Origin of the sequence: Sphingomonas sp. CFBP9019 (assembly GCF_034045155.1) — a bacterium.
GTDB classification, from domain to species: Bacteria; Pseudomonadota; Alphaproteobacteria; order Sphingomonadales; family Sphingomonadaceae; genus Sphingomonas; species Sphingomonas aerolata.
Window position 1 is genome coordinate 48,246 of sequence record NZ_JAXCWK010000001.1, and the last position, 26,995, is coordinate 75,240.

At 67.3% G+C, this 26,995-nt stretch carries 22 protein-coding genes; 14 read left to right on the forward strand and 8 right to left on the reverse strand.

Annotation, left to right across the window (positions count from 1 at the left end):
• The first annotated feature begins 30 nt into the window (after window positions 1–30).
• Window positions 31–1,362: a sugar MFS transporter gene (locus SOM18_RS00185; RefSeq protein WP_031440413.1), complete on the forward strand. Its 1,332-nt coding sequence runs from the start codon at window positions 31–33 to the stop codon at window positions 1,360–1,362.
• A gap of 25 nt (window positions 1,363–1,387) precedes the next feature.
• Here the strand turns inward: SOM18_RS00185 and SOM18_RS00190 are convergent, their stop codons facing one another.
• Window positions 1,388–2,149: a FadR/GntR family transcriptional regulator gene (locus tag SOM18_RS00190; RefSeq protein ID WP_056407587.1), complete on the reverse strand. Its 762-nt coding sequence runs from the start codon at window positions 2,147–2,149 to the stop codon at window positions 1,388–1,390.
• Window positions 2,150–2,260: 111 nt separating this feature from the next.
• Between SOM18_RS00190 and SOM18_RS00195 the strand changes: the two genes are divergently transcribed.
• The 3 genes from SOM18_RS00195 to SOM18_RS00205 all read left to right on the forward strand — a co-directional run bounded on the left by SOM18_RS00195 (window position 2,261) and on the right by SOM18_RS00205 (window position 5,803).
• Window positions 2,261–3,814 (forward strand): aldehyde dehydrogenase (NADP(+)), encoded by a 1,554-nt coding sequence (locus tag SOM18_RS00195; protein WP_031440411.1) that lies wholly within the window; start codon window positions 2,261–2,263, stop codon window positions 3,812–3,814.
• A gap of 67 nt (window positions 3,815–3,881) precedes the next feature.
• On the forward strand, window positions 3,882–4,874 hold the full coding sequence (gene araD1 / locus SOM18_RS00200; protein ID WP_031440410.1) for an AraD1 family protein: 993 nt from the start codon (window positions 3,882–3,884) through the stop codon (window positions 4,872–4,874).
• 2 nt (window positions 4,875–4,876) lie between these two features.
• On the forward strand, window positions 4,877–5,803 hold the full coding sequence (locus SOM18_RS00205; RefSeq protein WP_128082123.1) for a Gfo/Idh/MocA family protein: 927 nt from the start codon (window positions 4,877–4,879) through the stop codon (window positions 5,801–5,803).
• A 42-nt stretch (window positions 5,804–5,845) separates the two neighbouring features.
• On the opposite strand, the gene SOM18_RS00210 is transcribed toward SOM18_RS00205, so the two are convergent.
• Window positions 5,846–6,535: an OmpW/AlkL family protein gene (locus SOM18_RS00210; RefSeq protein WP_031440407.1), complete on the reverse strand. Its 690-nt coding sequence runs from the start codon at window positions 6,533–6,535 to the stop codon at window positions 5,846–5,848.
• Window positions 6,536–6,661: 126 nt separating this feature from the next.
• On the opposite strand from SOM18_RS00210, the gene SOM18_RS00215 reads away from it, so the two are divergent.
• The gene (locus SOM18_RS00215; protein WP_031440406.1) at window positions 6,662–7,981 is read left to right on the forward strand and encodes a radical SAM protein; all 1,320 of its coding nucleotides are present in this window, start codon (window positions 6,662–6,664) and stop codon (window positions 7,979–7,981) included.
• Complete coding sequence (locus SOM18_RS00220) at window positions 7,971–8,687, forward strand: Crp/Fnr family transcriptional regulator (protein ID WP_320481132.1); 717 nt, start codon at window positions 7,971–7,973, stop codon at window positions 8,685–8,687. The genes SOM18_RS00215 and SOM18_RS00220 overlap by 11 nt, the downstream gene beginning before the upstream one ends.
• 22 nt (window positions 8,688–8,709) lie before the next feature.
• Here SOM18_RS00220 and SOM18_RS00225 read toward each other — a convergent pair whose 3' ends face one another.
• Together SOM18_RS00225 and cydD are read right to left on the reverse strand one after the other, a co-directional pair.
• Entirely contained in the window at window positions 8,710–10,368 is a 1,659-nt protein-coding gene (locus SOM18_RS00225) for an amino acid ABC transporter ATP-binding/permease protein (RefSeq protein ID WP_031440404.1), read from the reverse strand.
• On the reverse strand, window positions 10,365–12,086 hold the full coding sequence (cydD, locus tag SOM18_RS00230; RefSeq protein WP_031440403.1) for a thiol reductant ABC exporter subunit CydD: 1,722 nt from the start codon (window positions 12,084–12,086) through the stop codon (window positions 10,365–10,367). Before cydD ends, SOM18_RS00225 begins: the two co-directional genes overlap by 4 nt.
• Before the next feature lie 119 nt (window positions 12,087–12,205).
• On the opposite strand from cydD, the gene SOM18_RS00235 reads away from it, so the two are divergent.
• The 4 genes from SOM18_RS00235 (at window position 12,206) to SOM18_RS00250 (ending at window position 15,945) form a co-directional block, all read left to right on the forward strand.
• Window positions 12,206–13,807 carry a cytochrome ubiquinol oxidase subunit I gene (locus SOM18_RS00235; RefSeq protein WP_031440402.1) on the forward strand — a complete coding sequence of 534 codons (1,602 nt, stop codon included), beginning with the start codon at window positions 12,206–12,208 and terminating at the stop codon, window positions 13,805–13,807.
• 33 nt (window positions 13,808–13,840) lie between these two features.
• Window positions 13,841–14,980 carry a cytochrome d ubiquinol oxidase subunit II gene (cydB, locus tag SOM18_RS00240; RefSeq protein ID WP_031440401.1) on the forward strand — a complete coding sequence of 380 codons (1,140 nt, stop codon included), beginning with the start codon at window positions 13,841–13,843 and terminating at the stop codon, window positions 14,978–14,980.
• A 28-nt stretch (window positions 14,981–15,008) separates the two neighbouring features.
• Entirely contained in the window at window positions 15,009–15,131 is a 123-nt protein-coding gene (gene cydX, locus SOM18_RS00245; RefSeq protein ID WP_031440400.1) for a cytochrome bd-I oxidase subunit CydX, read from the forward strand.
• Between the two features lie 103 nt (window positions 15,132–15,234).
• Window positions 15,235–15,945 carry a Crp/Fnr family transcriptional regulator gene (locus SOM18_RS00250; protein ID WP_037529129.1) on the forward strand — a complete coding sequence of 237 codons (711 nt, stop codon included), beginning with the start codon at window positions 15,235–15,237 and terminating at the stop codon, window positions 15,943–15,945.
• A gap of 28 nt (window positions 15,946–15,973) precedes the next feature.
• Here the strand turns inward: SOM18_RS00250 and SOM18_RS00255 are convergent, their stop codons facing one another.
• Window positions 15,974–16,570 (reverse strand): hypothetical protein, encoded by a 597-nt coding sequence (locus SOM18_RS00255; RefSeq protein ID WP_052149058.1) that lies wholly within the window; start codon window positions 16,568–16,570, stop codon window positions 15,974–15,976.
• Window positions 16,571–16,812: 242 nt separating this feature from the next.
• Window positions 16,813–17,148, reverse strand: a complete 336-nt coding sequence (locus tag SOM18_RS00260; protein WP_320481133.1) for a hypothetical protein — start codon at window positions 17,146–17,148, stop codon at window positions 16,813–16,815.
• Between SOM18_RS00260 and SOM18_RS00265 the strand changes: the two genes are divergently transcribed.
• The 3 genes from SOM18_RS00265 (at window position 17,120) to SOM18_RS00275 (ending at window position 21,940) form a co-directional block, all read left to right on the forward strand.
• Window positions 17,120–19,588, forward strand: a complete 2,469-nt coding sequence (locus SOM18_RS00265) for a PAS domain S-box protein (protein WP_235188347.1) — start codon at window positions 17,120–17,122, stop codon at window positions 19,586–19,588. The two genes, SOM18_RS00260 and SOM18_RS00265, sit on opposite strands and share 29 nt — an antisense overlap.
• 19 nt (window positions 19,589–19,607) lie before the next feature.
• Complete coding sequence (locus SOM18_RS00270) at window positions 19,608–20,222, forward strand: response regulator transcription factor (RefSeq protein ID WP_031440397.1); 615 nt, start codon at window positions 19,608–19,610, stop codon at window positions 20,220–20,222.
• A 77-nt stretch (window positions 20,223–20,299) separates the two neighbouring features.
• The gene (locus SOM18_RS00275) at window positions 20,300–21,940 is read left to right on the forward strand and encodes a Na+/H+ antiporter (protein WP_192008583.1); all 1,641 of its coding nucleotides are present in this window, start codon (window positions 20,300–20,302) and stop codon (window positions 21,938–21,940) included.
• A gap of 15 nt (window positions 21,941–21,955) precedes the next feature.
• On the opposite strand, the gene SOM18_RS00280 is transcribed toward SOM18_RS00275, so the two are convergent.
• The gene (locus SOM18_RS00280) at window positions 21,956–22,933 is read right to left on the reverse strand and encodes an alpha/beta fold hydrolase (RefSeq protein ID WP_320481134.1); all 978 of its coding nucleotides are present in this window, start codon (window positions 22,931–22,933) and stop codon (window positions 21,956–21,958) included.
• 252 nt (window positions 22,934–23,185) lie between these two features.
• On the opposite strand from SOM18_RS00280, the gene SOM18_RS00285 reads away from it, so the two are divergent.
• A complete protein-coding gene (locus tag SOM18_RS00285; RefSeq protein WP_414712096.1) occupies window positions 23,186–24,592 on the forward strand; it encodes a coniferyl aldehyde dehydrogenase in 1,407 nt (468 codons plus the stop codon).
• A 37-nt stretch (window positions 24,593–24,629) separates the two neighbouring features.
• On the opposite strand, the gene SOM18_RS00290 is transcribed toward SOM18_RS00285, so the two are convergent.
• The gene (locus SOM18_RS00290; protein ID WP_081874245.1) at window positions 24,630–26,957 is read right to left on the reverse strand and encodes a TonB-dependent receptor; all 2,328 of its coding nucleotides are present in this window, start codon (window positions 26,955–26,957) and stop codon (window positions 24,630–24,632) included.
• Window positions 26,958–26,995 lie beyond the last annotated feature (38 nt).

Genomic DNA, 26,995 nt, shown 5'->3' on the forward strand with positions numbered 1-26,995 from the left:
TCGCCGACATGGCACGGAGGATGGACGATTATGGCGATGCCGATACAGACGCACGGGACGATCGCAGGCGCTGCACCGGGGACGGGGGGCAGTGCGGAGGGGCCGAGCTACCGATCCGCGCTGACCTTGCTGGCCAGCCTGTTCTTCATGTGGGGCTTCATCACGGTCATCAACAACACGCTGCTGCCGCATCTGCGCAGCGTGTTCGATCTCAGCTACACACAGACCACGCTGATCGAGAGCGTCTGGTTCATCGCCTATTTCTTCGCGTCGATCCCGTCCGCCAAGCTGATCGAGCGTGTCGGCTATCAGCGCGCGATGGTGTTCGGGCTCGCGATGATGGCCGCCGGCGCGCTGATGATGGTGCCCGCCGCGCGGCTGCCGTCTTATGGTGTGACGCTGTTCGCCCTGTTCGTGATCGCCAGCGGCATCACGCTGCTTCAGGTCGCGGCGAACCCCTATGTCGCGGTCGTCGGCCCGCCCGAGACCGCCTCGTCACGGCTCAACCTGGTCCAGGCATTCAATTCGGCGGGTGCGACGCTCGCGCCCTTGTTCGGCGGCTATCTGATCCTCGGCCGCTCGACCTCGGGTACGGCGGTCGCCGGATCCACCGCGGTATTGACCCCCGCCGAGCGGCTTGCCGACGCGCAGTCAGTCGTGCTGCCCTATCTCATCGTCGCGGGCGTGCTGGTCGTGCTCGCGGTCGTCATCGCACGCTTCCCGCTGCCGGCAATGGGGGCGGCGACGCAGCGTTCGGCAAAGGCCGATCGCAAGGGCCTGTCGCTCTGGTCGCATCGCAACCTCGTGCTCGGCATCCCGGCAATCTTCATCTATCTGATCGCCGAGATCGGCGTCGCCAACCTCTTTATCAACTTCGTCAGCCAGCCGCAGATCGGCAATCTGACGCATGAGCAGGCCTCGCACTATCTGTTCATCCTGTGGGGCGGGATGATGGTCGGGCGGCTGGTCGGCAGCGTCATCATGCGTAGCGTTCCGGCGGAGCACGTCCTGGCGCTGGCCAGCATCGGCGCGTTCGTCGTGATGCTGGTCGCCACCTTCACTACCGGGCACGTCGCGATGTGGGCGCTGATCTCGGTCGGGCTGTTCCATTCGATCATGTTCCCGACGATCTTCACGCTCGGCATCCGCGGGCTCGGACCGCTGACGGAAGAGGGGTCGGGGCTGCTGATCATGGCAATCGCGGGTGGTGCACTGGTAATCGTGCAGGGCTGGCTCGCGGACCGTTATGGCCTGCAGATCTCGTTCCTGCTGACCGCGGCGTGTGAACTCTACATCCTGTTCTACGCGCTCTGGGGATCGCGCGTGACGCATGCGCTGCCCGAGCCGGTCGCGGTTGGATGATCCGAATGGCGGCGGTGCGGCGCGTTCAGCGCTGCATCGCCGCCTTCGTATCTTCCAGTGCCAGGTCGACCAGCGTGCGCATCGCGGCACTTGCCGCCGCGGCATCGCCAGCCGCGATCGCGTCATAGACGAGCACATGATCGGGGATCGGGTTGCGGGGCAGCGCGCGGGCGCGTTGCTTGTACTGGGTGGTCCAGTTGACCGCCGCGCCGATGCTGGCGCTCAGCACGATCAGCGCATCGTTCCGCGTCGCGGTCAGCACGGCGTCGTGGAATTCGCGATCCGCCGCGCGGCCCGCCTCGGTCGCGAGCGTGTGGCGACGCATCGCGGTGAGCGCGTCCTTCATGATCTTCAGATCGGCGCGGTCGCGGCGCTCGGCCGCGAGCGCGGCGGCGGCCGGTTCGACGATCGCGCGCAGTTCGAACAGGTCGCGCACGAACATGATGTCGGGCTCGGCCGCGAATGCCCAGGCGAGCACGTCGGGATCGAGCAGATTCCATCGGCTGCGGGGCAGGACGCGCGTGCCGATCTTGGGCCGGCTCTCGACCAGCCCCTTGGCGGTCAGCACCTGGACGGCCTCCCGGTACGCGCTTCGGGACACGTCGAGCGTCTTGGAGAAATCGACTTCCCCGGCCAGCGTGTCGCCGGGCGCATATTCGCCCGACAGGATCGCGGTGCCCAGCTTGTGCGCCACCGCGCCGTGCAGGCGGCGGCCGGTCCCCCGGGGGCTGCGTGCTGTTCCGGCGTCGGTCACAATCTCCTGTGGATCGTCGTCGTTGATCGTCATAGCGCCTGCTCCATCATCACGGCGTAACAGTCCGCGTGCCATCAAGGAACGCCAAAAGATTGCTAAATCGGGCCATTGCGCATAAGTCTGAGTATAAGGGAGCTACTATCCATGACTGATATCCAGACGGCCAAGACGGCCGGCCACGACGCGTTCCGTTCGATCGACGCGACGACCGGGCTCGCAACCGGTGAGGCCTTTGCGGTGCACGGCGCCGATGACGTCGCCGCGGCCTGCGCTGCCGCCGACGCGGCGTTTGATGCGTATCGCGCGACCGACAATGCGGCCCGCGCGGACTTTCTCGAACGGATCGGCGAAGAGATCGTCGCGCTCGGTGACACGCTGATCGTCACTGCGATGCGCGAGAGCGGCTTGCCGCGCGCGCGGCTCGAGGGCGAGCGGGGTCGTACCGTTGGCCAGCTGAAGCTGTTTGCAGGCGTCGTGCGCCGCGGCGGCTGGATGGGTGTCCGCATCGACTCGGCGCTGCCCGACCGCGCACCCTTGCCGCGTCCCGACCTGCGCCTGCGGATGATCCCGCTCGGCCCGGTCGCGGTGTTCGGCGCGAGCAATTTCCCGCTCGCCTTCTCGACCGCGGGTGGTGATACCGCCTCGGCGCTCGCTGCCGGCTGCCCCGTCGTCGTCAAGGGTCATCCGGCGCACCCCGCTACCGGCGCGATGGTCGCTGGCGCAATCGAGGCGGCGGTTGCTGCCTGCGGCCTGCCAAAGGGCGTGTTCTCGCATCTGGTCGGCCCCGGCAATGATCTGGGCAGCACGCTGGTCCAGGATCCGCGGATCGCTGCGGTCGGCTTCACCGGGTCGCGCGCTGGCGGCCTGGCACTCGTCAAGCTGGCGCAGGCGCGCGACGTGCCGATCCCGGTCTATGCCGAGATGTCGAGCATCAATCCCGTCGTGCTGCTGCCCGAGGCGCTGAAAGCGCGCGGCGCGGCGCTGGGTACGGCGTTCGTCGGGTCGCTGACGATGGGCGCGGGGCAGTTCTGCACCAATCCCGGTCTGGTCCTCGCCATCGAGGGCGACGGGCTCGATGCGTTTGTCGCCGCAGCGGCGACCGCGCTTCCCGACGCACCGGCGGCGACCATGCTCACCGGCGGCATCCATGCCGCGTACCAGAAGGGCGTCGAGGCGCTTGCGGGCCATGACGCGGTCAAGACGATCGCACAGGGCAAGGTCGGCGAAGGTGTCGCACAGGGGCAGGCGGCGTTCTTCGAAACCACAGCTGCACAGTTCCTGAGCGACGCGGCACTGGGACATGAGGTGTTCGGGGCGTCGTCGCTGCTGGTGCGCTGCGCAGACGAGAACGAGCTCCATGCCGTGCTGCGCGCCGCGGAAGGTCAGCTGACCGCGACGATCCAGATGGATGCGGGCGATGCCGGGATGGCGTCGCACCTGATCCCACTGCTCGAGCGCAAGGCGGGGCGGATCCTGGCCAATGGCTGGCCGACGGGTGTCGAGGTCGCGCATGCGATGGTCCATGGCGGACCGTTCCCGGCGACGTCGGACGGTCGCACGACCTCGGTCGGCAGCCTGGCGATCGACCGCTTCCTGCGGCCGGTATCCTACCAGAACCTGCTGCCGGAATTGCTGCCCGCCTGCGTGCGTGACGACACGGACGCGCCGCGGCTGATCGACGGCGTCGTCGCCGGCTGACCCGCCAATTCCCTGCATGATGACGTCCGGGCGAACCGTAACAGCGGCACCCGAAAAGGAGAGGAAGATGAGCTTGCGCCTGTTGCAGCATGTTGGCGTCGACGGCACGCGATCGGTGATCGCGGCCACCAGCGCGGGGGCGGCTTTCGTTCCCGGCATCGACAGCGTTCGCGCGCTCGCCGAACGGGCGATCGCGGAGGGTCTTGATCTTGCCGCCACGGTCGCGGCCTGCGGTACGGGCGCCAGCGTCGACATCGCGGCCGAACTGACGGCCGGTCGTCTGATGTCGCCGATCGATCATGTCGACCCGGCGCACGTCGTCATGACGGGTACCGGGCTGACGCATCTCGGCTCGGCCGAGGGGCGCGACAAGATGCACCGTGCCGCGGCGGATGCCGAAAAGCAGACCGATTCGATGCGGATGTTCCTGGAAGGGGTCGAGCGCGGCAAGCCGGGGCCGGGCGAGTGCGGCCAGCAGCCCGAATGGTTCTACAAGGGTGACGGTTCGGGCCTCGTCGCGCCGGGGGCAGCGCTGGAGATGCCCGATTTTGCCGAGGATGGTGGCGAAGAGCCCGAGCTTGCCGGGATCTACCTGATCGGGGCTGACGGCACGCCGTTCCGGCTCGGCCTGTGTCTGGCCAACGAGTTCAGCGATCACGTGACCGAGCGGCACAATTATCTGTGGCTCGCGCATTCCAAGCTGCGCCAGGCGTCGCTCGGCCCGGAGCTGCTCGTCGGCCCACCGCCCGAGCATGTTGAGGGGATGAGCCGGATCCACCGCGACGGCGCCGTCCTGTGGGAGAAGCCGTTCCTGTCGGGCGAGGCGAACATGTCGCACAGCATCGCCAATCTCGAGGCGCATCATTTCAAATATGATCTGTTCCGCCGCCCGGGCGACATCCATGTCCATTTCTTTGGGACTGCGACGCTGTCGTTCGCCGAGGGCGTGACGACGCGTGAAGGCGACGTGTTCGAGATCGAGGCTGCGCCCTTCACGCTGCCGCTGCGCAACACGCTGACCAGGGCCGCACCGCGGTCGGTCTCGGTAAAGGCGCTTTGAGCGTGGCGGGTATCCGCATCGCCGTTGTCGGCATGGGCAAGATCGCACGCGACCAGCATCTCCCGTCGATCGCGGGCAACGCCGAATTCGAGCTCGTCGCCAGCGTCAGCCCGCGGGATCCGGGCGTCGAGGGCGTCGTCAACTTCAGGTCGCTGGAGGCGCTGCTCGCCGAAGGTCCGGCGATCGACGCGATCGCTCTCTGCACGCCGCCGCAGGTGCGCTATTCGCTCGCCACGATGGCGCTCGAAAAGCGCCTGCACGTGTTCCTCGAAAAGCCGCCGGGCGCGACACTCGCGGAGGTCGACGCGCTCGAGGCTCAGGCAGCACAGACCGGCGCGACGCTGTTCGCCGGCTGGCATTCGCGGTTCGCGGCGGGTGTCGCGCCCGCCAAGGCCTGGCTTGCCGACCGTCGCATCGACCGCGTGTCGATCGTCTGGCGCGAAGACGTCCGCGTCTGGCATCCCGGTCAGGCGTGGATCTGGGAGCCGGGCGGGCTCGGCGTATTCGATCCGGGCATCAATGCCCTGTCGATCGCGACCGAGATCCTGCCCGAGCCGTTCTTCCTGGCGTCCGCGACACTGTCGACACCGGCCAATCGTGCCGCGCCGATCGCCGCCGATCTCGCTTTCCGCAGTGCGTCGGGCACACCGATCACGATGGATCTCGACTGGCGCCAGACCGGCCCGCAAAGCTGGGACATCGTCGTCGACACCGACGCCGGCACGCTCCGTCTTGCCAAAGGCGGCGCGGTGCTGACCCTGCCCGAGGGCAGCAGCGAGCATGACGATGCGGAATATGCCGGGCTCTATGCGCGTTTCGCCGCCCTGGTCCGCGACGGGCGCAGCGAGGTCGACACGACCCCCTTCACGCTCGTTGCCGACGCGTTCCTGCGCGGCACCCGCGTCTCGGTCGCGGCGTTCGACGACTAGGACCGCGGGCGCGGTGGCCCGCGGTCCTGTTCGGCCGTGGGGTTAAAGCCTCAGGCCGAGACCGACGCCGAAGACGAGCGGATCGAGATTGATCTTCACGTTCTGCGTACCGATTGCCGTCGTGCGCAGGCGGGCGCTCGTGTCGATGTCGATATATTTGACGTCGAGGTTGAGAAAGACCTTCGGCGTGATGTCGACGTCGACCCCGGCCTGCGCCGCCCAGCCGAAGCTGTCCTTCATACGTACCCGCGTCCGTCCGACCGCCTTTTCGAGACCCGCCGAGGCATCCTCGTTCCAGAACATCGTGTAGTTCAGTCCGGCCCCGACATAGGGACGGATCGAGCCGCGTGGGTTGAGGTGATATTGCGCGGTCAGCGTCGGGGGCAGCACCCAGGTCGAGGCCAGCTTGCCGATCGATCCGGTCGTCCCGCTACGCCCGCTGGCGCTGTGTTTGGTCGTCGCGGCGATCAGTTCGAAGCCGATCTGGTCGGTGGCCATATAGGTGACGTCGATCTCGGGCATCGCGCTGTTGTCGACGCTGACGCGCTCGCCGGGAAAGGTCGGGAGGATCCCGCCCGAGCGTTCGTTCGGGGCGACGAGGATCGCGCGCAGGCGGACGAGCACGTCGCCGGCTTGGATACCGGTGCGCGGTGCCGGGTCCTGCGCCATGGCCGGCGTGGCGATGCCGAGGCCGGCGGCGGCTAGAACTACGCCGATGGTAAGATGCTTCATTGCCCGACTCCTGATTGGGATGCGTTCGGGCTAGGCGTGCGGCCAGGCGGGGGCGTTGATCACGGCCAAACGCGGATTTGATGCCGATCAAAGACCCGCCGAAGGGGACATCGCACCCATCATCGCATGTGGACCTATCACCCCGAACTGCTCGCGACACCCGTGCCGCGCTACACCAGCTATCCGACGGCTGCCGAATTCGGCGACGATGTCGGTCCGGTCGATATGGAGGAGGCGCTGGCGGCCATCGCGCCGGGCATGGTCGTCTCGCTGTATCTGCACATCCCCTATTGCCGGGACATCTGCTGGTATTGCGGCTGCAACACGGGGGCGGCGAACCGCGCCGCGCGGCTCGCCGCCTATGTCGAACGGCTCGAACGCGAGATCGCACTCGTCGCGCAGCGGGTGACTGGCGTCCGCGTGGGACGGATCGCGTTCGGCGGCGGCAGTCCGAATGCGATTCCGCCGGCGGCGTTTCTCCGGCTCGTCGAAAGCGTCAGGACGGCGTTCGACTGCACCGATGCGATACTATCGGTCGAGGTCGATCCGCGTGGCTTCGACCGCGACTGGGCGGGGGCGATCGGGCGAGCAGGGGTGTCGCGGGTCAGCCTCGGCGTCCAGACGCTCGACCCGCAGGTCCAGGCGGCGATCGGGCGTGTGCAGCCGTCGGAGGATATCCGTCGCACGACAGCGCTATTGCGCGATGCCGGTGTCGGGTCGATCAATTTCGATCTCATGTATGGCCTGCCGCAACAGTCCGAGCAGAGCCTGCGGGCCAGCATCGCCGAGAGCATCGCGATGGGCCCCGACCGGCTTGCGGTGTTCGGCTATGCGCACGTCCCGCACCTCGTACCGCGCCAGCGACGCATCGTCGCGGACGGGCTGGCGGGAACGGCGGAGCGCTTTGCGCAGGCGGCCTTGGCGCATCGCATGCTGGTCGATGCCGGCTATGACCCGGTCGGGTTCGACCATTTCGCCCGACCGGGCGATGCGCTGGCGCAGGCGGCGGCGAGCGGCGGCCTGCGCCGCAACTTCCAGGGATTCACCGAAGACCCGGCGGAGATCCTGATCGGTCTTGGGGCCAGCGCGATCAGCGATTTCCCCGACCGGATCCTGCAGACCGAGAAGAATACGGGACGCTACGGCATGCGGATCGATGCCGGAGCCCTGGCAACCTGTCGTGGGCTGCGGCGCAGCCCCGAAGACAGGCTGCGCGGCCGGGCGATCGAGACGATCCTGACCCGGGGCACGGCCGACCTGACCGCGCTGGACGGCGGGGCGGACATCCGCAGTCGGCTGACGCCGTTCGAACGGTACGGGCTGATCGCCTGGGAGGGGAATGTGCTCCGCCTGAGCGAAGACGCGCTTCCCTATGCGCGCGTCATTGCGAGCAGACTGGACGCGTACCGGCAGACCGCGTCGGCACGGTTCAGCCATGCGGTCTAGCGCGGTTGGCGGGGCGATCGCGACGCTGCCGCCGCGCTGTGCCGCCTGCAGCGTGCGCAACGATGCGCTGTGTGCGACGCTTGAAGACGCGGGCCTAGTCGCGTTGCACGGGATCGGCCGACGGCGGACGATGCCAGCAGGGCAGGTGCTGGTCTGGAGCGGGGATCCGAACGCGATCTGCGCCACCGTCGTGTCGGGCGTGCTCAAGGCGATGCGCACGGGGCCCCAGGGTCGCGAACACATTGTCGGCCTCGCCTTTGCCGGTGATTTCGTCGGCGACCTGTTTGCCGACACCGCGAACGAGACGATCCGGGTGATCACCGATGCGGAGCTGTGCGTGTACCCGCGCGCGGCGCTGCAAAACATGCTCGACGCGCATCCGGCGATGGAACGCCTGTTGCTGCACCGCACGCTCGGTGCGCTCGACGATGCGCGGATGTGGATGCTGATGCTGGGACGCAAGGCCGCAGGCGCGCGGATCGCCACGTTCCTGCTGGAAATGGCACGGCGGATGGGTCAGCCGGGCCCGGCCCGCTTCGACCTGCCGATGAGCCGGTCGGAGGTCGGCGCACTGCTGGGGATGACGATCGAGACCGTCAGCCGGCAGATGACGTCCCTGAAACGCCGCGAGGTCCTTGCCCTGCCGGGCGGGCGCGGCGTCATCATCCTCGATCGGGCGCAGCTCGCGCGGGCCGCGGCGGGCTGAGCGACAGCGTCCGGCGCCGGTGCTAGGCGGCGCTGCGCTGGTCCGATCCCGCCTGTGTCAGGTCGAAACGCCGGGGGCAGAGGGCGACGAGCGCCGGGCGGTGGCTCACAAGGATCAGCCCCTGTCCGGTCGTGTCGAGGCGCTGCGCCAGTCGGACGGCAAGCAGCTTTTCGGTCGTGCCGTCCAGCCCCTCGCTCGGCTCGTCGAGCACGAGCCACGGCGCGAGCGAGCAATAGGCACGCGCGACCGCGAGACGGCGCCGCTCCCCGCCCGACAGGCGTGCGCCGTTTTCACCGACCCACGCGTCGAGTCCGTGATCGAGCGCGCGGACCCGATCGTCGAGCACCGCGTCGTACAGCGCCCGCCACAGCGTGGCATCGTCGGCATCCGGGTTGGCCAGCATCAGATTGTCGCGCACCGTGCCCGACAGCAGCGCGGCATCCTGTGGTGCCCAGGCGAAGCTGCGCCGCGATATCTCTGCCGGGATCAGGCCGATATCATCTCCGTCCAGCCATATCTCGCCAAGCGTGCTCGGCCGCAACGACAGCATCTTTTCGACGAGCGTCGTCTTGCCGATTCCCGAGGGGCCGGTCAGCGCGACCCGATCGCCCCGCCGCACGTGACACGTCCCCGCCGGCAGGACGAAGTGCAGTGCGCTATGGGCTGGACCGGTCGTGTTCGGCAAGGCGCGCGGAGATGCATCCTGCAGGTAAGGCTCCGCGCTCTCGTGCGTTTCCAGAATATCGTCGAGCCGGTCGCGTGCCGCGTGCATGCGACCTCGCTCGATCATTGCGCGCAACACCGGCGTTCCCGCGTCGATCGTCATCGCCGCTGCCAGCGCCGCCAGTGCAGCCCGTGGCGCCCCCGATCCCGCCGACAGGATCGCGGCGCCGGCGGCGGCGATACCGACGGCCGTCGCGTGCAGCAGATCCAGCCATCCGGCGGCTTCTGCCTGCGCACGCTGCGCGGCGGCGAGCGCACGGCTTCGATCGTCGACCTGCGCGGTGGCCCAGGGCTCGAGCCCGAAGCATCGCAGTTCGGGGGCGGCATCGGCAAGGCCTGCGAACGTCTCGCGAAGTGCCCCGGCAGCATATTGCACCGCCTGGCCAAGTGGCGCGCTACGACGGGCAAGCCGGTCGGCAACGATCAGGAGCACCGCCATGCAGCACGCGGTGGCGATCGAGGCTCCGACGCTGCCGAGCGATACGAGCCCGAGCCCCGCGATCAGCGCGGCGGCGACGCCCCAAGGCGCGGACTGGCGTACGAACTGCATCTCCATCGCATCGACGTCGCCGATCAGCCGGGCGGTCGCCTCGCCCGTCCCGAAGGCGAGCGCGGTACCAGCGGGCTGTGCTGCGAGCACGCGGAAGATGGCCGGGCGGATCCGCGCGAGCGCGCCGAACGCCGCCTCGTGGCTGGCGAGGCGCTCGCCGTAGCGTGCGCCGGTCCGCAGGATGGCAAGAAGCCGGATTCCCGCGCTGGGCAGCATGTAGTTGAACGCGAGCGCTGCCGCCGGGCCCGCCAGACCGGCGATCGCGGCGGCGGTGATGAACCAGCCCGACAGCCCGAGCAGCAGGACGGATGCCGCCGCAACGAGCGCGGCGAGCAGCGCGGCGCGTGCGAGAAGTGGGCGCTGCGCACGTCGCTCCTGCGCGAGCAACCTGTCGAGTGGACCGGTCATGCGGGGTCTCCAAGCCGGACCACGTGATCGGCAATGCCGGCCAGGCGGTCGCTATGCGTCGCGATCAGCGTCGTCCGGCCGCGACAGGCCGCCGCGATCGTCGTCACCAGCGCGATCTCCGACAGCGCATCGAGATGCGCCGTCGGCTCGTCGAGCAGCAAGATCGGTGCAGGCTTGAGCATGGCGCGCGCCAGGGCAAGCCGCCGCCGTTCGCCACCGGACAGCCCGCCGCCGCGCGCATCGAGCCGGGTGTCGAGACCGGCGGCCATCCGACCGCCGCCGCGTGCCATCAGCATCGGCCGAAGACCGGCCTGCACCACCGCGCGGTCGATCGCATCGTCGGTGGCGTCGGGGCAGGCAAGGCGCAGGTTTTCGCGGATCGTTCCGGCGATGATCAACGGATGCTGGCCAGCCCAGGATGCGCGCGGCGCGAGCGAACCGCCGGGTGGGAGCCGCTGGTCGTCGATCAGGACATCGCCCGCGACCAGCGGCGCGAGGCCGAGCAGCAGGTGCAGCGCGCTGGTCTTGCCGCTGCCTGATGGTCCGATCAGCACGACGATGCGGCCGGACGGAACGTCGAACGACAGGTCGGACACAGCGTCCCGTTCCGCGTCGGGATAGCGGATCGCGACCGACTGGAACGCCAGTGCGGGAAGAGCGGGCATTTCGAGCCGCAGTGCGTGCGGCGTCGATGGCAGCGACGCCGGCATGGGACAGGCGGGCGCGGGGAGGGCGATCAGGCGATCCGCCGCGGTCTCGGCCGCCTGCTTGTCGTGATAGGCGGCGGCGAGACGGCGCATCGGCGCGTAGAATTCGGGCGCGAGTGCCAGGACGAAGAAGGCGCGGCCGAGATCGAGCTGCTCGGGCACCGGGAAGGGCAGGAGGTGGAGCAGGTTGAACCCGCAATAGACCGCGACCAGCGCGACCGAGAGTGCGGCGAAGAACTCCAACGCCCCCGAGGACAGGAAGGCGACGCGCAGCACGCCCATCGTCCGCGCCGCGAGTTCGTCCGCGGCGACCCCGAGCGCGCGCGCCTCGCGGCCCTCGGCGCCGAACGCAAGGACGACCGGCAGCGCCCGCACCCGATCCGCGAACCGCCCGGTCAGCCGGGCCAGCGCGGTAAACTGGCGCCGGGATTTGTCCGCGGCCGCACCCCCCGCAAGCGCCATCGCGACGATGAACGGTATGAGCGTCACGACCAGGATGCCCGCGGCGACGGGGCTGGCCAACGCGGTCGCGAGCAGGATCAGGAAGGGTGCGATGGCGCCTGCTTTGCGCGCGGGCAGGAATCGCGCGATATAGCCGTCGAGCGCGTCCACCTCGTCCACCACCGCGGCCATCAGGACGCCCGTGGTCGTCGGCGCACCGAGGTGGCGATGCAGCGCCGACGCGACGATCCGGCGACGCAGCGTCACCTTGGCGTCTTCAGCCTGGCGGGCGCCCCTGCGCGTCGCGAGCATGACGACGAGACCGCGAAGGCCGCCGGACAGAACGACGAGCATTGCCCAGGGCAGGACCGCTGCGGCACCGGCCGGAACCGCGACGATCGCCCCCGCCAGGCCGCCGGCAAAGCCGATCGCGGCAACGCTGTCGAGCATGAGCCACGCCGCCGCCGCATCGCCGCGTCGACCGCCCTGGGCGATGGTCTTGAGCCACTGGCGACGCGCGCGGGGCGTCGGGTCGGTGGATGGGAGGTCGCTCGAAGAAAGTGCCGTCATGGACAGGCTTGTCGCGTATTGCCGTTCGTCTGGTCTTTGACCGCGGTCAATGTTCTGGTCGGCCGCGCCACTTACGCCCCGACCAAACCGGCATGTTCGCCGGGGGGGGAGACCGTTCCATGGACCTCGGGGTCATCGACCTGTCGCGGCTGCAGTTTGCGCTCACCGCGCTCTATCATTTTCTCTTCGTGCCGCTGACGCTGGGCCTGTCGATGATGCTCGTCATCATGGAATCGGTCTATGTCATGACGAACCGGCCGATCTGGCGCGTGATCACGCGCTTCTGGGGGCGGATCTTTGCGATCAACTTCGTGCTGGGGGTGGCCACCGGGCTGACGATGGAATTCCAGTTCGGCACGAACTGGTCGTATTTCTCGCATTATGTCGGGGACATATTCGGCGCGCCGCTCGCGATCGAGGGGCTGATGGCGTTCTTCCTCGAAGCGACGTTCGTCGGCATCATGTTCTTCGGCTGGGGGCGGCTGTCGAAGCTCGGGCATCTGCTCGTCACGGCCATGGTGGCGCTCGGCACCAACCTGTCCGCGCTGTGGATCCTGATCGCGAACGGCTGGATGCAGAATCCGGTCGGTGCAAAGTTCAATCCGGAAACGATGCGGATGGAGGTCACCGATTTCGGCGCCGTCCTGTTCAACCCGATCGCGCAGGCCAAGTTCGTCCACACGGTCAGCGCCGGTTATGTCTGCGCGGCGGTGGTCGTGCTCGGGATCAGCGCCTTCTGGTTGCTGACCGACCGCTACAAGGGCGTGGCACGGCGATCGATGACGGTGGCGGCAGCCTTTGGCCTGGCCGCGTCGCTGTCGGTGGTCGTGCTGGGTGACGAGAGCGGCTATGCCCTGACCGACAACCAGAAGATGAAGCTCGCCGCGATCGAGGCGGCCTGGCACACGGCACCGGCGCCGGCCGGTCTGACACTGTTCGGGGTACCCGACGTCGCCGCCCGGGAAACCCGGTACGAGGTCCAGATCCCCTGGGTCCTCGGGCTGATCGCGACGCGCAGCCTCGACGGCACCGTCACCGGCATGTCCGAACTGGTGCTCAAGGCGCAGGAGCGGATCACGTCGGGCGTAGTCGCCTATGACGCGGTCGAACGGCTCAAGACCGACCCTGCCAACGTCGTACAACGCGCACGGTTCGAGGCGCACAAGCGTGACCTGGGCTACGCCCTGTTGCTCAAGCGGCATGTCGCGGATCCGCGCACTGCCAGCCCCGCACTGATCGCTTCCACGGCATGGGACGTGGTGCCGAACGTGCCGCTGATGTTCTGGAGCTTCCGGATCATGGCTGCGATCGGGGTCCTGATGATCGCGCTGTTCGGTGCGGCGTTCGTCCTGACGTCGCTCCGCCTGCACACGCAGACGCGGTGGTTCCTGAAACTCGCGGTGATCGCGATCCCCTTGCCCTGGATTGCGATCGAGCTGGGCTGGATGCTCGCCGAGATCGGCCGCCAGCCCTGGGCGATCGAGGGCGTGCTGCCGACCTTCCTCGCCGCATCCTCGCTGACGCGCGGGGTCCTGTGGACGACGATCATCGGTTTCACTGCAATCTACGGGACGCTCGCGGTCATCGAGGTCCGCCTGATCCTCGCGACGATCCGCAAGGGGCCGTTCGAGCATGACGAGGATGCCTATCCGGTGCCCGATGCCGGACCGGCAGGGCGCGGCGCCACGCGCCCCGTTGCTGCTGACCCGATCCCCGCCTGACCCCTTCTCGCCTGATCCGAAAGGCACGATCCGATGTTTGACTATGAGACGCTGCGCATATTGTGGTGGGGGCTGATGGGGGTGTTGCTCATCGCCTTTGCGCTGACCGACGGGTTCGACCTCGGGGTCGCCACGCTTCTGCCGTTCGTCGCACGGACCGATTCCGAGCGCCGGATGGTGATCAACTCGGTCGGTCCGACCTGGGAGGGGAACCAGGTCTGGTTCATCCTGGGTGGCGGCGCGATCTTTGCCGCCTGGCCGTTCGTCTATGCGGTCAGCTTTTCCGGCTTCTATTTCGCGATGTTCCTCGTGCTCGCGGCGCTGATCCTGCGACCGGTCGGGTTCAAATACCGGTCGAAGCGGCCGGATCCGCGGTGGCGGTCCGGGTGGGACTGGGCGCTGTTCGTGGGCGGTGTCGTGCCTGCGCTCGTCTTCGGGGTCGCGGTCGGCAATGTCCTGTCGGGGGCGCCGTTCCGGCTGGACAGCGATCTGCGCGCCTTTTTCGACGGCAGTTTCCTCGGGCTGTTCACGCCCTTCACGCTGATCTGCGGCCTGTTGTCGGTCGCGATGCTGGTCCTGCACGGCAGCGCGTGGCTGGCGATCAAGGTCGAGCATGGCCCGGTCCATGACCGCGCGACGCGGTTCGGGACGCTGGCCGGCATGCTGTCACTGGTCCTGTTCGCGGCCGGCTGGGCGTTCGTCGCCTGGACCGATATCGGGTTCCGCATCGTCGGGACAATCGAGGCGGCGGGGCCGTCCAATCCGCTGCGCACGACGAGCGAAATCGCTGCGGGCGCATGGCTGGCGAACTATGCACTCCATCCCTGGATGATGATCGCTCCGCTGCTGGGATTCGGCGGCGTGGTGGTCGCGCTGATCGGGATACGCCGACGGATCGAGAGTGCGGCATTTGCGGGATCCTCGGCATCGGCGGTGGGGATCATCGCGACCGTCGGGCTGTCGATGTTCCCCTACATCCTGCCGTCCAGCATCGATGAGCATTCGAGCCTGACGGTCTGGAATGCGTCATCCTCCGAAAAGACACTCGGGATCATGCTGTTCGTCACCGCCGTCTTCCTGCCGATCGTCCTCGCCTACACCGCATGGGCCTTCAAGCTGATGTGGGGCCGCGTCACGGCGCACGAGGTCGCGACCAATCCCGATTTCTACTGATCACTCCGTGCGGCAAGGACGATAGATAATGTGGTATTTCAGTTGGGTATTGGGCCTCGGCCTTGCGCTGGGCTTCGGAGTGCTGAACGGCATGTGGCATGAATTCTCGTTGCCGGCCGATGACGAGATCGACGTACCGGACATGCCGTAGACAGTGTCGGGCAACATATCTTGCCCGGCCCGTCCGGCGATATTGACCAGTCGGCGCCGAATTGATGCGGTCAATTCGGCGACCGGGCGCTATATCTGCCGTCATGCTTGCTGCAACCATCTGCGTCGACTGTGCAGTTCGCGATCAGTCGCTCTGCGGAAGCCTGACCAATAGCGAACTGCATGCGCTCAATACCCTGGGTCGGCGGCGGATCGTGCGGCGTGGCGAGACGCTGATCTGGGCGGGTGAGGACAATATCCTGTGCGCCAATCTCCTGTCGGGCGTGCTCAAGCTCGTCGCATCGAGCGGTGACGGTCGCGAGCAGATCGTCGGGCTCCTATACCCCGCCGACTTTGTCGGGCAGCCCTATCCCGGGCAGGCCGATTTCAGCGTGTCGGCGCTGACCGACGCGGAAGTGTGCATCTTTCCGCGGGCGTCGTTCGAGCGCGTCCTGACCGATCATGCGCGGATGGAGCGGCTGTTGCTGCAACGCACGCTTGCCGCGCTCGACGAAGCACGATCGCGCATGCTGACGCTCGCGCGCAAATCGGCGAGCGAGAAGGTCGCAGGGTTTCTCGTCGATATGGCGACCCGTGCCGCGGCGACCGGTTGCAGGGGAACGCCCAGCGGGCCGGTCACGTTCGACCTCCCGCTTTCGCGGGGTCAGATCGCCGACATATTGGGTTTGACGATCGAAACCGTCAGCCGGCAGATGACGCAGCTGAAGACTCGCGGCGTCATCGGCTTGCCCGGCGGACGAGCCATCACCATTGTCGACCGCGACGCTCTCGCGGCGCGCGCCGATCCGGCATAGCGACGCCGGGACCGACAGCAGGCTGTGCTCAGGGTGAAGTGCTACGCGCCAGGCTGTCGGTCAGCCGCATCCTGGCGGCGCGCGTGAGGCGGGCATGCCCCAGGGTCAGGATCGACAGCTCGGTGAAGTCGGTGGCACGCCGGCAGCCGTCGAAGAAGCATCGCAACATATAGCCGAGCATGTCGGGCGCGAACCGGTCGGCTTCGATCGAACGCGGATCGAGTGCGACGATGAGATCCTGTGCGTAGACGGCGTCGGTCGCGCGGTGTGCGGCGACATGATCGAGCAACACGCCGATCAGCGGCTGGGACGGGGTTCGCCGGAACAGCGTGTCGAGCGTCGGCTCGAGGCCATCGTCGCACCGTTCGGTCACCAAGGCCAGTCGCGCACAGATCCAGTCCGCATCACGTGCCGAGGGCCTGACGGGCAAGCAGTCGGCGCAATGTTCCAGAATGCTGCACAGGCTGCGCAGGTCGGCATGCGCGGACAGCAGCTCCGCGAGATCGTCGTCGCGGATGACATGCCAGTGACGACACGCTGGAACCGGGGACGACTCGCCGTCGCGTGATGCCCGATCGACGCGCTGCGCCTTGCCGTCCTGCTTCGTGCCGTGCCCGTCCGTCATGCCGGCTCCTCCGGTTATCGCTCTGCCCGTTATGGCGAACCGTGGCATTGATCGTCGTCAAAGGGGCAGGGTGCCGGTTTGAGGCGACCGCGACGCCAGGGCGCGGACTGATATTTGGTGACGTTTACCGATGCTTAGGCGCGCCGGCCTATCTTTGGACGGGTCGCCCCGTCGTTCCGAAGTCGCGGGATGGACGCATTTTCACAGCTGACCATAATGGTGGAACTGGCCATCATTATGGGTCAATATATTTGCCAATAAGCTAGGTAATAATACAGTATTGGCATATACTTGCCGGATAGCATGGAGACTTCAACGCAAGACGATTCCGTTTCGACAATGAGCCAGCCGGGCCGTACTGTGGCCGGGTTGTGCATCGCGGCTGTCTTTGTGTGTGCGACGGTCCCGATGATCGGGTGGATGCTGCGGATTCCCGTGCTGACGACGTTCGGTTTGGTCGAGCCAATGCCGCCGTTCGGCTGCATTGCCTTTGCCTGCATGGCGGCGGCGACCCTGATATTGTCACGCGGACATTCCAGTCGCCGGGCCATGCCGCTGCTCGCCGTGCCGATCGCCATTGGTCTTGAGCGCCTGTTCGTCCAACTGGTCCTGCCGGCCGGGAGCCATGGAATCGATGGGTGGCTGTTTGCGGACGATGTCCGGACAGCCTTTGATCGCGCGATGACGGGGCCGGGCATTGTCGCCGATCTCATACTCGTCGCATTGCCCGTCGCGATCGGCGCAGCCGCGGCAAATACCCGCTCCTATGGACGGCTGGCGGCGGCACTCGCAGGCGGCAGTTTGGTGACTGCAAGCACAGCCTTATTGTTGATCCCGATGCTCCCGGCCCTGCATGCGACCGGGTGGCATCTGTCGTCGACGTCCCTGCCATCCGCGATCGGCGCGATGCTGCTGGCCCTGGCGGTACTTGCCTGGCGAAGTGATATTCTGGACGAGCCCGGTGCCTGGTCGCCCGAATGGCACATGTTGCGACTTGTTCTGCCGCTGCTGCTGGTCGTACCGGTGCTAGCGCCGCTCGTGGAAATGGCGAGCATCGAGCTTGCCGGGGTGTCTGCGGTCTGGGGCGAACTGCTGACCGTCACGCTGAATTTCGTGGTGGTCAGCGCGCTCGTCACCTGGACGGTGCGGAGCGCAGCGCGGCATCGCGCCGCGTTGTCCGAGCTGACCGAGGCATTGAACGCCGCACCGATGGCGCTGGTCGATACCGATGACCGGATCATCCACTGGTCGCGCGGGTGCGAGGAATTATACGGGTGGCGTGCGCACGAGGCGCTCGGCAGGCAGAAGCATGTACTGCTCGCGTCGCGCACCGCCGACGGCAGCTTGGCGACGGGCTGCCCGCATGCCGATGGCGAGCGTGAACTGATCGAGCGCCGACGCGACGGCAGCGCGGTGCACGTGATCGAGCAGGCGCGCAGGGTCGAGAAGCTGGCCCGTGCGCCGGCCCTCGTCCTGTCGATGACCGATATCAGCACCCGGCTCGAGATCGAGGCCGCGCTGCGCAAGAGCGAGGAGCGTCTCGCGCTCGCCAGCAGTGCGCACGAGATCGGGGTCTTCGAATGGGAAATCGCAACGGGGGCGCTGACCTGGACCGCAGGGTCCGAGCAGCGTCTGGGGCTGCCCGCGGGAAGCCTGCACGATTATCCGAGCTGGGCGGCGTTGATCGACCCGGACGACCTGGCGGAGGTCGAGCGCACGATCGCCGAAACCGTCGGCATGCGCGCACCGCGCATCAGTTTCACCTATCGATTGAGACTGCCCAACGGCACGCAGCGTTTCCTCGAAGGCTCTGCGCGCTGCTTCTACGATCAGGCAGGCGCGATGGTCCGGACCACGGGAATCACGCTGGACATAACGCGGCACGAGGAGCGCGAGGCGGCGCTTCGCGTGCGCGAGGCGCAGCTGCGGTCGATCCTCGAAACCGTGCCCGACGCGATGATCGTGATCGACGAGGCCGGCGCCATCCGCTCCTTCAGCGCCGCCGCCGAACTCATCTTCGGCTATAGCGCCGCCGAGGCGATCGGATTGAACGTGCAGACCCTGATCCCGGGCGAGCGCGAGGCGTGGCAGCAGGGGTATTTACGGCGTTATCCGGCCTCGGGCGATCGGCGTGGCGTTGGTCATGGCCGGCTCACCACCGCGCGGCGCGCGGACGGAAGCAGCTTCCCGGTAGAGCTGCATGTCGGCGAAGCGCTGGTCGACGGCGAACGCGTGCTGACGGGGTTCGTCCGTGACATTTCGGAACGGATCGCCGCGGAAGAGCGGCTGAGCCTCGTCCGGCGGGAATTGATGCAGGTCATCCGGTTGAACGCGGTCGGCGAAATGGCTGCGGCGCTCGCGCATGAACTCAACCAGCCGCTCGCTGCGATCGCGAACTTCGTCACGACCGCCGAATTGCTCCTCGACAGCGGCGCCGGCATGGATGGCGACCGGCTCAAGGCCACGTTAATATCGGCGAACGCGCAGGCCCTGCGGGCAGGCGACATCATCCACCGGCTTCGCGAGTTCATCGCCAAGCGCGAGTCCGAGATGCGGATCGAGCCCGTGGAGGCGACACTGCGTGAGGCCGTCACGTTGCTGACGTCCGGCGGACAGCATGCCGATATCGAGCTGAGCTTCGCGCTGTCCCCCGACGCCGACTTCATGCTCGCGGATCGGATCCAGGTGCAGCAGGTGGTCGTCAACCTGCTCCGCAACGCGTTCGAGGCGTTGGCGACATCGCCCGACGGCGCGCGCGGCGTCCTCATCGAGGCGCGGTTGAACAAAGCGGCGCTCGTCGAGATCAGCATCTGCGACAATGGTCCCGGCTTGCCCGATGCGATCCTGTCGCGGATGTTCACGCCCTTCACGTCATCGAAGGGGGAGGGGGGCATGGGCTTCGGCCTGTCGATCTGCCGCCGGATCGTCGAAGCGCATGGCGGGGAGCTGGTCGGCTTCAATGCCCCGGGCGGTGGCGCCTGCTTTCGCTTCACCGTGCCGCATGTCTGTTTGGAATAAGCCGTGAAAGGATGTCTGGATGCGTACCGTCTATGTCGTCGACGATGACGACGCCGTCCGTGCATCGGTGCAGGGGCTGCTGTCGACCCGTCCGAACCTGCTGATCCGCGGCTTTCGCTCCGGGGATGCGTTTCTGGCCGAGCTCAGCAGCCTCGACCCGGGTATCGTGCTGCTCGACCATCATATGCCCGGAACCACCGGGCTCGAGGTGTTGCGAAAGCTCGTGCCGTTCGCACCGCATTTTGCGCCGATCATCCTGACCGGGCAGGGCGACGTGCAGCTCGCGGTCGAGGCGATGAAGGCGGGCGCACTCGAGTTTCTGGAAAAGCCGTGCGATCCGCACATCCTGCTGCGCACGGTCGATGAAGGTTTTGCGCGGCTCGAAACCGAAACCGCGGCGGCGGACCGGACCCAGGCGGCGCGTCAGCGGATCGCGCGGCTCTCGATGCGCGAGACCGACGTGCTGATGGGACTGATCGACGGCCAGCCGAACAAGGTGATCGCGCATGCGCTGAGCCTCAGCCCGCGGACCGTCGAGATCTACCGCGCCAATCTGATGGACAAGCTCGGCGTGCGCAGCCTGTCCGAGGCGCTTCGGATCGCCTTTGCCGCCGGCCTCGTGACGGTCGACTGACGATCGTTCGGTCCAAGGGGGTGTCGTTTGTGGCGTGTGCCGGTTAGGAAGGACCTGACGCCAAGCGGGAGTATCTTTTGGAAGCTGTATCGATCGTTCTGTTCCTCCTGCTCGCGGTAGTCCTGAGCGGGTCCATTTCGCGAATGCTCCCCGTGCCGGTGCCGACGCCTCTGGTGCAGATCATGCTCGGTGCGGTCATCGGTATGTCGACGTCGTACCGGGTCGCGCTCGATCCCGAACTCTTCCTGCTGCTGTTCCTGCCACCGTTGTTGTTCCTCGATGGCTGGCGGATCCCCAAAGACGAGCTGCTCAAGGACATTTCGACCGTGGTCGAACTGGCGCTGGGGCTGGTCCTGATCACGGTGATCGGCATGGGGCTGTTCATTCACTGGATGATCCCGGCGATGCCGCTTGCCGTCGCGTTCGCGCTGGCCGCGGTCGTCTCGCCGACCGACCCGATCGCGGTCTCGGCGATCGCCGCACGCGTGCCGATCCCGAAGCGGATGATGCACATCCTTGAAGGGGAATCGCTGCTGAACGATGCGTCGGGCCTCGTCTGTCTGCGCTTCGCGATCGCCGCGGCGCTGACCGGATCGTTCTCGCCGTCCTCCGCCGCAATCAACTTCGTCTGGGTGGCCGGCGCAGGGATCGTCGTGGGCGTCGGCCTGACGCTCGCGGTCACGCGCGCCAAAGCCTGGGTATCGCGGCGGTTCGGCGAAGAATCGGGGTCGCAGATCCTTGTCAGCCTGCTGATCCCGTTCGGTTCCTATCTCCTCGCCGAACATCTTCACGCGTCGGGGATCCTCGCGGCCGTCGCGGCGGGCGTGACGATGACCTATGCCGAGATATCGCGTCAGGCGCTGCCCAATACACGGATGCGGCGCAACTCGGTGTGGGACACGATCCAGTTCGCGCTCAACGGCATCATCTTCGTGCTGCTCGGCGAACAGCTGCCGGCGATCCTTGCGGGTGCCAGGACGACGGTCAAGATGACGGGGCATGACAGCACCGGCTGGCTTGCCGCTTATGTCCTCGCGATCGTCGCCGGACTCGCCGCCCTGCGGTTCGTCTGGGTCTGGGTGTCGTTGCGGCTGACACTGCTGCGCCGACGCTATCGCGACGGGGTGACCGTTCACAGCCCGGACTGGCGGGTGGTCGCGGCGATGTCGCTGGCGGGTGTCCGCGGGGCGATCACGCTGGCGGGCGTCCTGACGATTCCGCTCGTGCTCGACGACGGCACCGCGTTTCCGGCGCGCGACCTCGCCATATTCCTGGCCGCTGGGGTGATCATCGTGTCGCTGGTGCTGGCGAGCGTCGGCTTGCCGATCCTCCTCAACGGCCTGACGATGCCGCCCGAGCCGTCGCTGCTCGCGGAAGAGGACGCGGCGCGGGTCGCGGCGGCGGAAGCGGCGATCCGCGCGGTCGAGCGGTCGCAGCATGAGCTGGCCGAACGGATGGGCGACGGCGATTTCTATGCGGCGGCGGGCGGCCGGGTGATGGACATCTATCGCGACCGGATCGACAGCCGCAGCGGTTCTGCCAAGGCGTCCGCGGCCGCGCGTGTGCAGGACCGGATCGAGCGGGACTTCAAGCTCGTCGCGCTCCAGGCGGAACGCAGCACGATCGTCGATCTCGCGCGCGATCGCCGGATCGGCAGTGCGACGATCCGCAAGCTGGTCCGTGAACTCGACCTCGTAGAGGCCCGGTATCGCAGCTGACGGTCTGCGAGGGCCTCAGACGGGAGCGCCGGGCTTTCTCAGCGTGGAAAGCCATGCGACCACGTCATCGGGTCGTGTCACGGGGATCATGTGGCCGCCTGCGACCAGCGTGAGCGCTGCGGCGGGACAGGCGTTGGCGAGACCCTGGCCGTGGGCCAGCGGATCGAGCACAGCGTCGTCGCGTCCGAACAGGATCGCGGTCGGGACAGACAGCGAAGGATAGCGGTCGACCATCGCGGGCAGATCGGCATTTGCCGCTGCGAGATCTGCCGCCGCTCCGGCAAAGGCCGATGGACGACCGATCAGCGCGCCGCCGCCGCGTGTCGCGAAATCGTCGGGTACCGGATCGGGTGCGAAGACCATGCGCGCGCCGCTGGGTCGCGCGAGCAACGCCGCGGGCGTGGCGACCGTCCATGCCAGCGCGCTGCGCATCGCTCGCGTAGCGATGGCGCGCGTTGCGACGATCTGCGGCACGGTGGCGAGTGGCTGGGTCAGGGGTGCGATCAGCGCGAGCCCGCCAACCTGCCGCGGATGATCGAGCGCCAGCGCGAGCGCGATCGAGCCGCCCACCGAGTGGCCGACGACGAGCGGCCGGTCGAGCCCCATCGCGGTAATGAACGCCGCGACATGCGCGGCTTGTGCACGGATATTGGCCTGCGCGATCGGCGCCGAATAGCCCGAGCCCGGGCGGTCGATCAGGATCACGCGGTGATCCGCACTCAGTCGGTCGAGCAACGCATAGCCGAAGTTGCGCATCTGCCCGCCAAGCCCGTGGATCATCACGATCGCCGGGCCCGTTCCACGTTCGAGGTAATGCACGCGTCGCCCGTCGATATCGATGAACCTGCCGTCGGCGGGCACGCGGCGTTCCACGCGGTTCGCCGCTAGCCTGGCAAACAGCGCAAGACCGGCCACCACACTGAGCGCGAGACCGGCTGCACGCGCGGCCGGATGGCGAGGCGGCGTGGGCGCCGCGCGGTTGTTCTCTTTCATATGCGTCATCCGCCGACACATAGATTGCGCCGACAAGTCCCGCCAAGCCTCCGGCACGTTTGGAATAACCGCCCGCGAGCGCCAGTTCGCGCGGACCCCATTTCAGGAAGGGGGGTGAGCCGCTCTATCATCTCGTCGATGTTGCATGGGCGGTATGCAACCCGCTTGCGAAGCGGCAGGCGCAGGCGGCATGACGCTAATATTGGAACCGGGCCGGGCGGGTGCGCCGGATGGGAGATGGTGATGACCGACATGATGGCGATCCTGGCGGCGCAGCGGGCGGCGTCGATGGCGGCGATGCCCGAGCCGCTGTCGGTCCGTAAGGACCGACTGAAACGGGCCGCGGCGATGATCCGCGAGTCCGCCACACGGTTCTGCGATGCACTGTCGGAGGATTTCGGTCACCGGAGCCGCGAGCAGTCGATGATCACCGACATCGCCGGATCGATTGCGCCGATCACCCATGCGATCAAGCATCTCGACCGCTGGGCGAAACCGGAGCGGCGCGCGGTGCAGTTTCCGCTAGGGCTGCTCGGCGCGAAGGCCTGGGTCGAATATCAGCCCAAGGGCGTGGTCGGGGTGATCGCGCCGTGGAATTTCCCGGTCAACCTCATCATGGCGCCGCTTGCGGGCATCTTCGCGGCCGGCAACCGCGCGATCGTCAAGACCAGCGAATATACCCCGGTCACGGGTGCGCTGTTCGAGGAGCTCGTCGGGCGGTATTTCGCGGCGGACGAGCTCGCCTTTGTCGGTGGCGGGCCGGAGGTCGGCAAGGCGTTCGCCAGCCTGCCGTTCGACCATCTGCTCTTCACCGGCGCGACAGGGATCGGGCGCCATATCCTCCACGCTGCCGCTGACAATCTCGTCCCCGTGACATTGGAGCTGGGCGGCAAGTCGCCAGTGGTGATCGGTGACGGGACGGATATCGCACGCGCGACGGAGCGGGTGGCGCTTGGCAAGATGCTGAATGCCGGCCAGATCTGTCTCGCGCCCGATTACATGCTGGTCCGCGACGCGGACGAGCCTGCGGTGGTGGCCGGGCTGACCGCAGCGGCGAGCGCGATGTATCCGACATTGCTCGACAACCCGGACTATACGTCGCTGGTCAGCGACCGTCACATGGCGCGGTTGAACGACTGGCTCGACGATGCCCGAACCAAGGGCGCGCGGGTCGAGATCGTCAATCCGGCGGGCGAGGACCTCAGCGGTGCGAACACGCGCAAGATGCCGCTCCACATCGTCCGCGACGCGACCGATGACATGATCGTGATGCAGGAGGAGATCTTCGGCCCGGTCCTGCCGATCCGTCGTTATGACGATATCGACGACGCGATCGGCCAGATCAACCGGCGCGACCGGCCGCTTGCCCTTTATCACTTCGGCAGCGATGCGGGCGAGCGTCGCCGGTTGCTCGATCGAACCGTGTCGGGCGGCGTCAGCCTCGACGACGTGATCCTCCATGTCTCGATGGAGGATCTGCCGTTCGGCGGCATCGGCCCGTCGGGCATGGGCGCCTATCACGGCGCAGACGGGTTCCGTACGTTCAGCCATGCCCGCGCGGTCTTCCGGCAGGCGCGGTTCGACGTCGCCAAACTGGCTGGCCTGAAGCCCCCCTATGGTGCAACCGCGCGCAAGGCCGCCGCGCGGCTGATCGGATGAACCGCGCGTCCAACCGGTCCGCCGCGGCCAGCGGCGGTCAGAAGTCCTTGCGCAGCAGCAGCCCGGCGTAGCGCTGGTCGTCACGCGGGACGAACCGGACCGTCCCTGCGAACGTCCCTGCGGTGAGGAACGACGAATAGGAGGTGTTCGTCAGGTTCTTCACATAGGCGCGCAACTGCCAGCCCGACTGGTCGCTGAGCAGGGCGACGCTCGCATTCCAGATCGCATAGGCGGGCTGCACGGTGCTCGGCGTCTGCGCCAGCGCATATTGCACCTTGCTGCTGAACGTCACGTCGCTCTGCAGTTCGAGTGCTAGGCTGTCGCTGAGCCCGAAGCGGTACGCCGCATTCTCATAGAGCTTGATCTTGGGTGCATAGGGAAGCGGCTGGCCGTCGATGTTGCAGCTCGTCGGCGCGCCGGGCGGGCAGAGGAAATTGCGCACCGTTGCGTCGGTATAGGCGGCCGAGATGTCGAGCGTCAGCCCCTTGGTCGGGCGCAGCGTCACGTCCGCCTCCGCACCGCGCGACCGCACCGAGCCGGCGTTGATCAGGCGGCTGACCTGCGCGCCTGCGACGACGTCGTTGAAGCTGGCCTGATACCCGTCGAAGTTCGTCGTGAATGCAGCCAGGCTGTAGCTCAGCGCGCGGTCCGCGGTGCTGCCCTTCAACCCGACTTCATAGGAGTTCGACGTCTCCGGGCTCAGCGGGACCTCGTCGAGCGGCGTCGTGGCGTTAAGCGACCGCATGTTGAAATACACGTTATACGCGGGCCCCTTGTAGCCGCGCGAATAGGTGAAATAGGTCTGCGCATGATCGCCGAGATCATATTGGAGACCGAGCCGGTAGCTGTCGCCACGCCGATCGAGCCCGTCGCTGGCATTGTGATAGGCGCGCACGCCGGGGCGATCGAGCGCCGCTGCGCCGGTATTGAGGGGATCCGCGCTCGACGTGCGGACATGGTAGAAATCCAGGCTGTCCCAGGTCGAACGATAGCCCGCGATACCACGGAAGCGCTTGGTGAAATTGACGTTGGCCTCGCCGAACAGCGCGAAATTGTCGTTGGTGATGCCGTAGTTCGCGACGCCCGTCGTCGTGCTGCGCGTACCACCAGCGGTGAGCGACGTCAGCGTCCGCTGATAGGTCTCGTCGGTGGTGGCGTGGAGATAATAGGCGCCGAGCACGTAATCGATCAGCCCGCCCTTGGGCGATGTGAGCCGCAGCTCCTCCGAGAACTGCTTGGTGTTCACCCGCCCCGTGTCCTGGCCGGACGGGAAGGCGGTCGAAAGCGCGGCGACGCTGTCATAATCCTGACGTTGCGTGTTTAGCCACTGCCGCCAACCGGTGATCGAGGTGAGGTGATAGTCGCCGAGGGTGAGGTCGCCCGTGAACGAGCCGCCGTAATTCTCGTCGCGGACGTCGGTGATCGTATCGTTGTTCGTGCGGCGGTTACTGGCGTTCGCACGGATGCCGCTTGCCGCAAGCGCGGCAGCCAGGTCGGGCGAATTGGTGACGGTGCCGGTGGGGTAGGCGGTCCGGCTGGTGCTGGCATAGACGCTGGTCGGGGTGGTATCGTGCGAATTGAGATAGTCGCCGATGATTGTGAACTTCAGCGCGTCCGACGGCGTGATCACCAGCTTGCCGCGCGCACCGTAGCGCCGATAGCCGTTGACGTCGTCGTTGCGGGTAACGTTGCGGACATTGCCCTTGAAGTCGTCGTAAAGGCCGCCGATCAGCGCCTGGACCTTGCCGGGCACGATCGCGCCCGAGATGCCGGCCTTGATCCGGTATTCCTCGTCCGACGTGACGCCGGCTTCGCCGAACATCCGGAATTCGTCGGTCGGATTGCGGGTGACGATGTTGACGACGCCCGCCGACGCGTTCTTGCCGAACAACGTACCCTGTGGCCCACGCAGGACCTCGATCCGCTCGACCTCGCCCAGGTCGAGCGTCGACTGGCCGGGGCGGGTGAGGACGACGCCGTCGAGCACGGTCGACACCGACGGCTCGACGCCCGGCGAGGTGGTGATCGTGCCGACGCCGCGAATGAAGATCGTCCGGTCCTTGTTCGACGCACCGCTTCGAAAGCCGACCGCGGGGATCGTCGCGGCGATGTTCTCGACGGTGTTCAACTGGCGTTCGGCAAGCGACTGTCCGCTGACGGCGGTGATCGCGATCGGTACGGACTGAAGGCTTTCGTTGCGAAAGCGCGCGGTGACGACGACGTCTTCGCCGGTGTCGGCGGCAGGCGTCGCCGCCTTGGGCGTCGCGACTGCCGGCGCCGGGGCCGTGTCCTGAGCGAATGCCGGCGTGGCCAGGGTCACAAGCGCGGTGCCGGCCAGCAGCGCCACATGGCGTGGATCGATCATGATATCCCTCCCGAAGATGATGTCGTCTTTTAAATCCC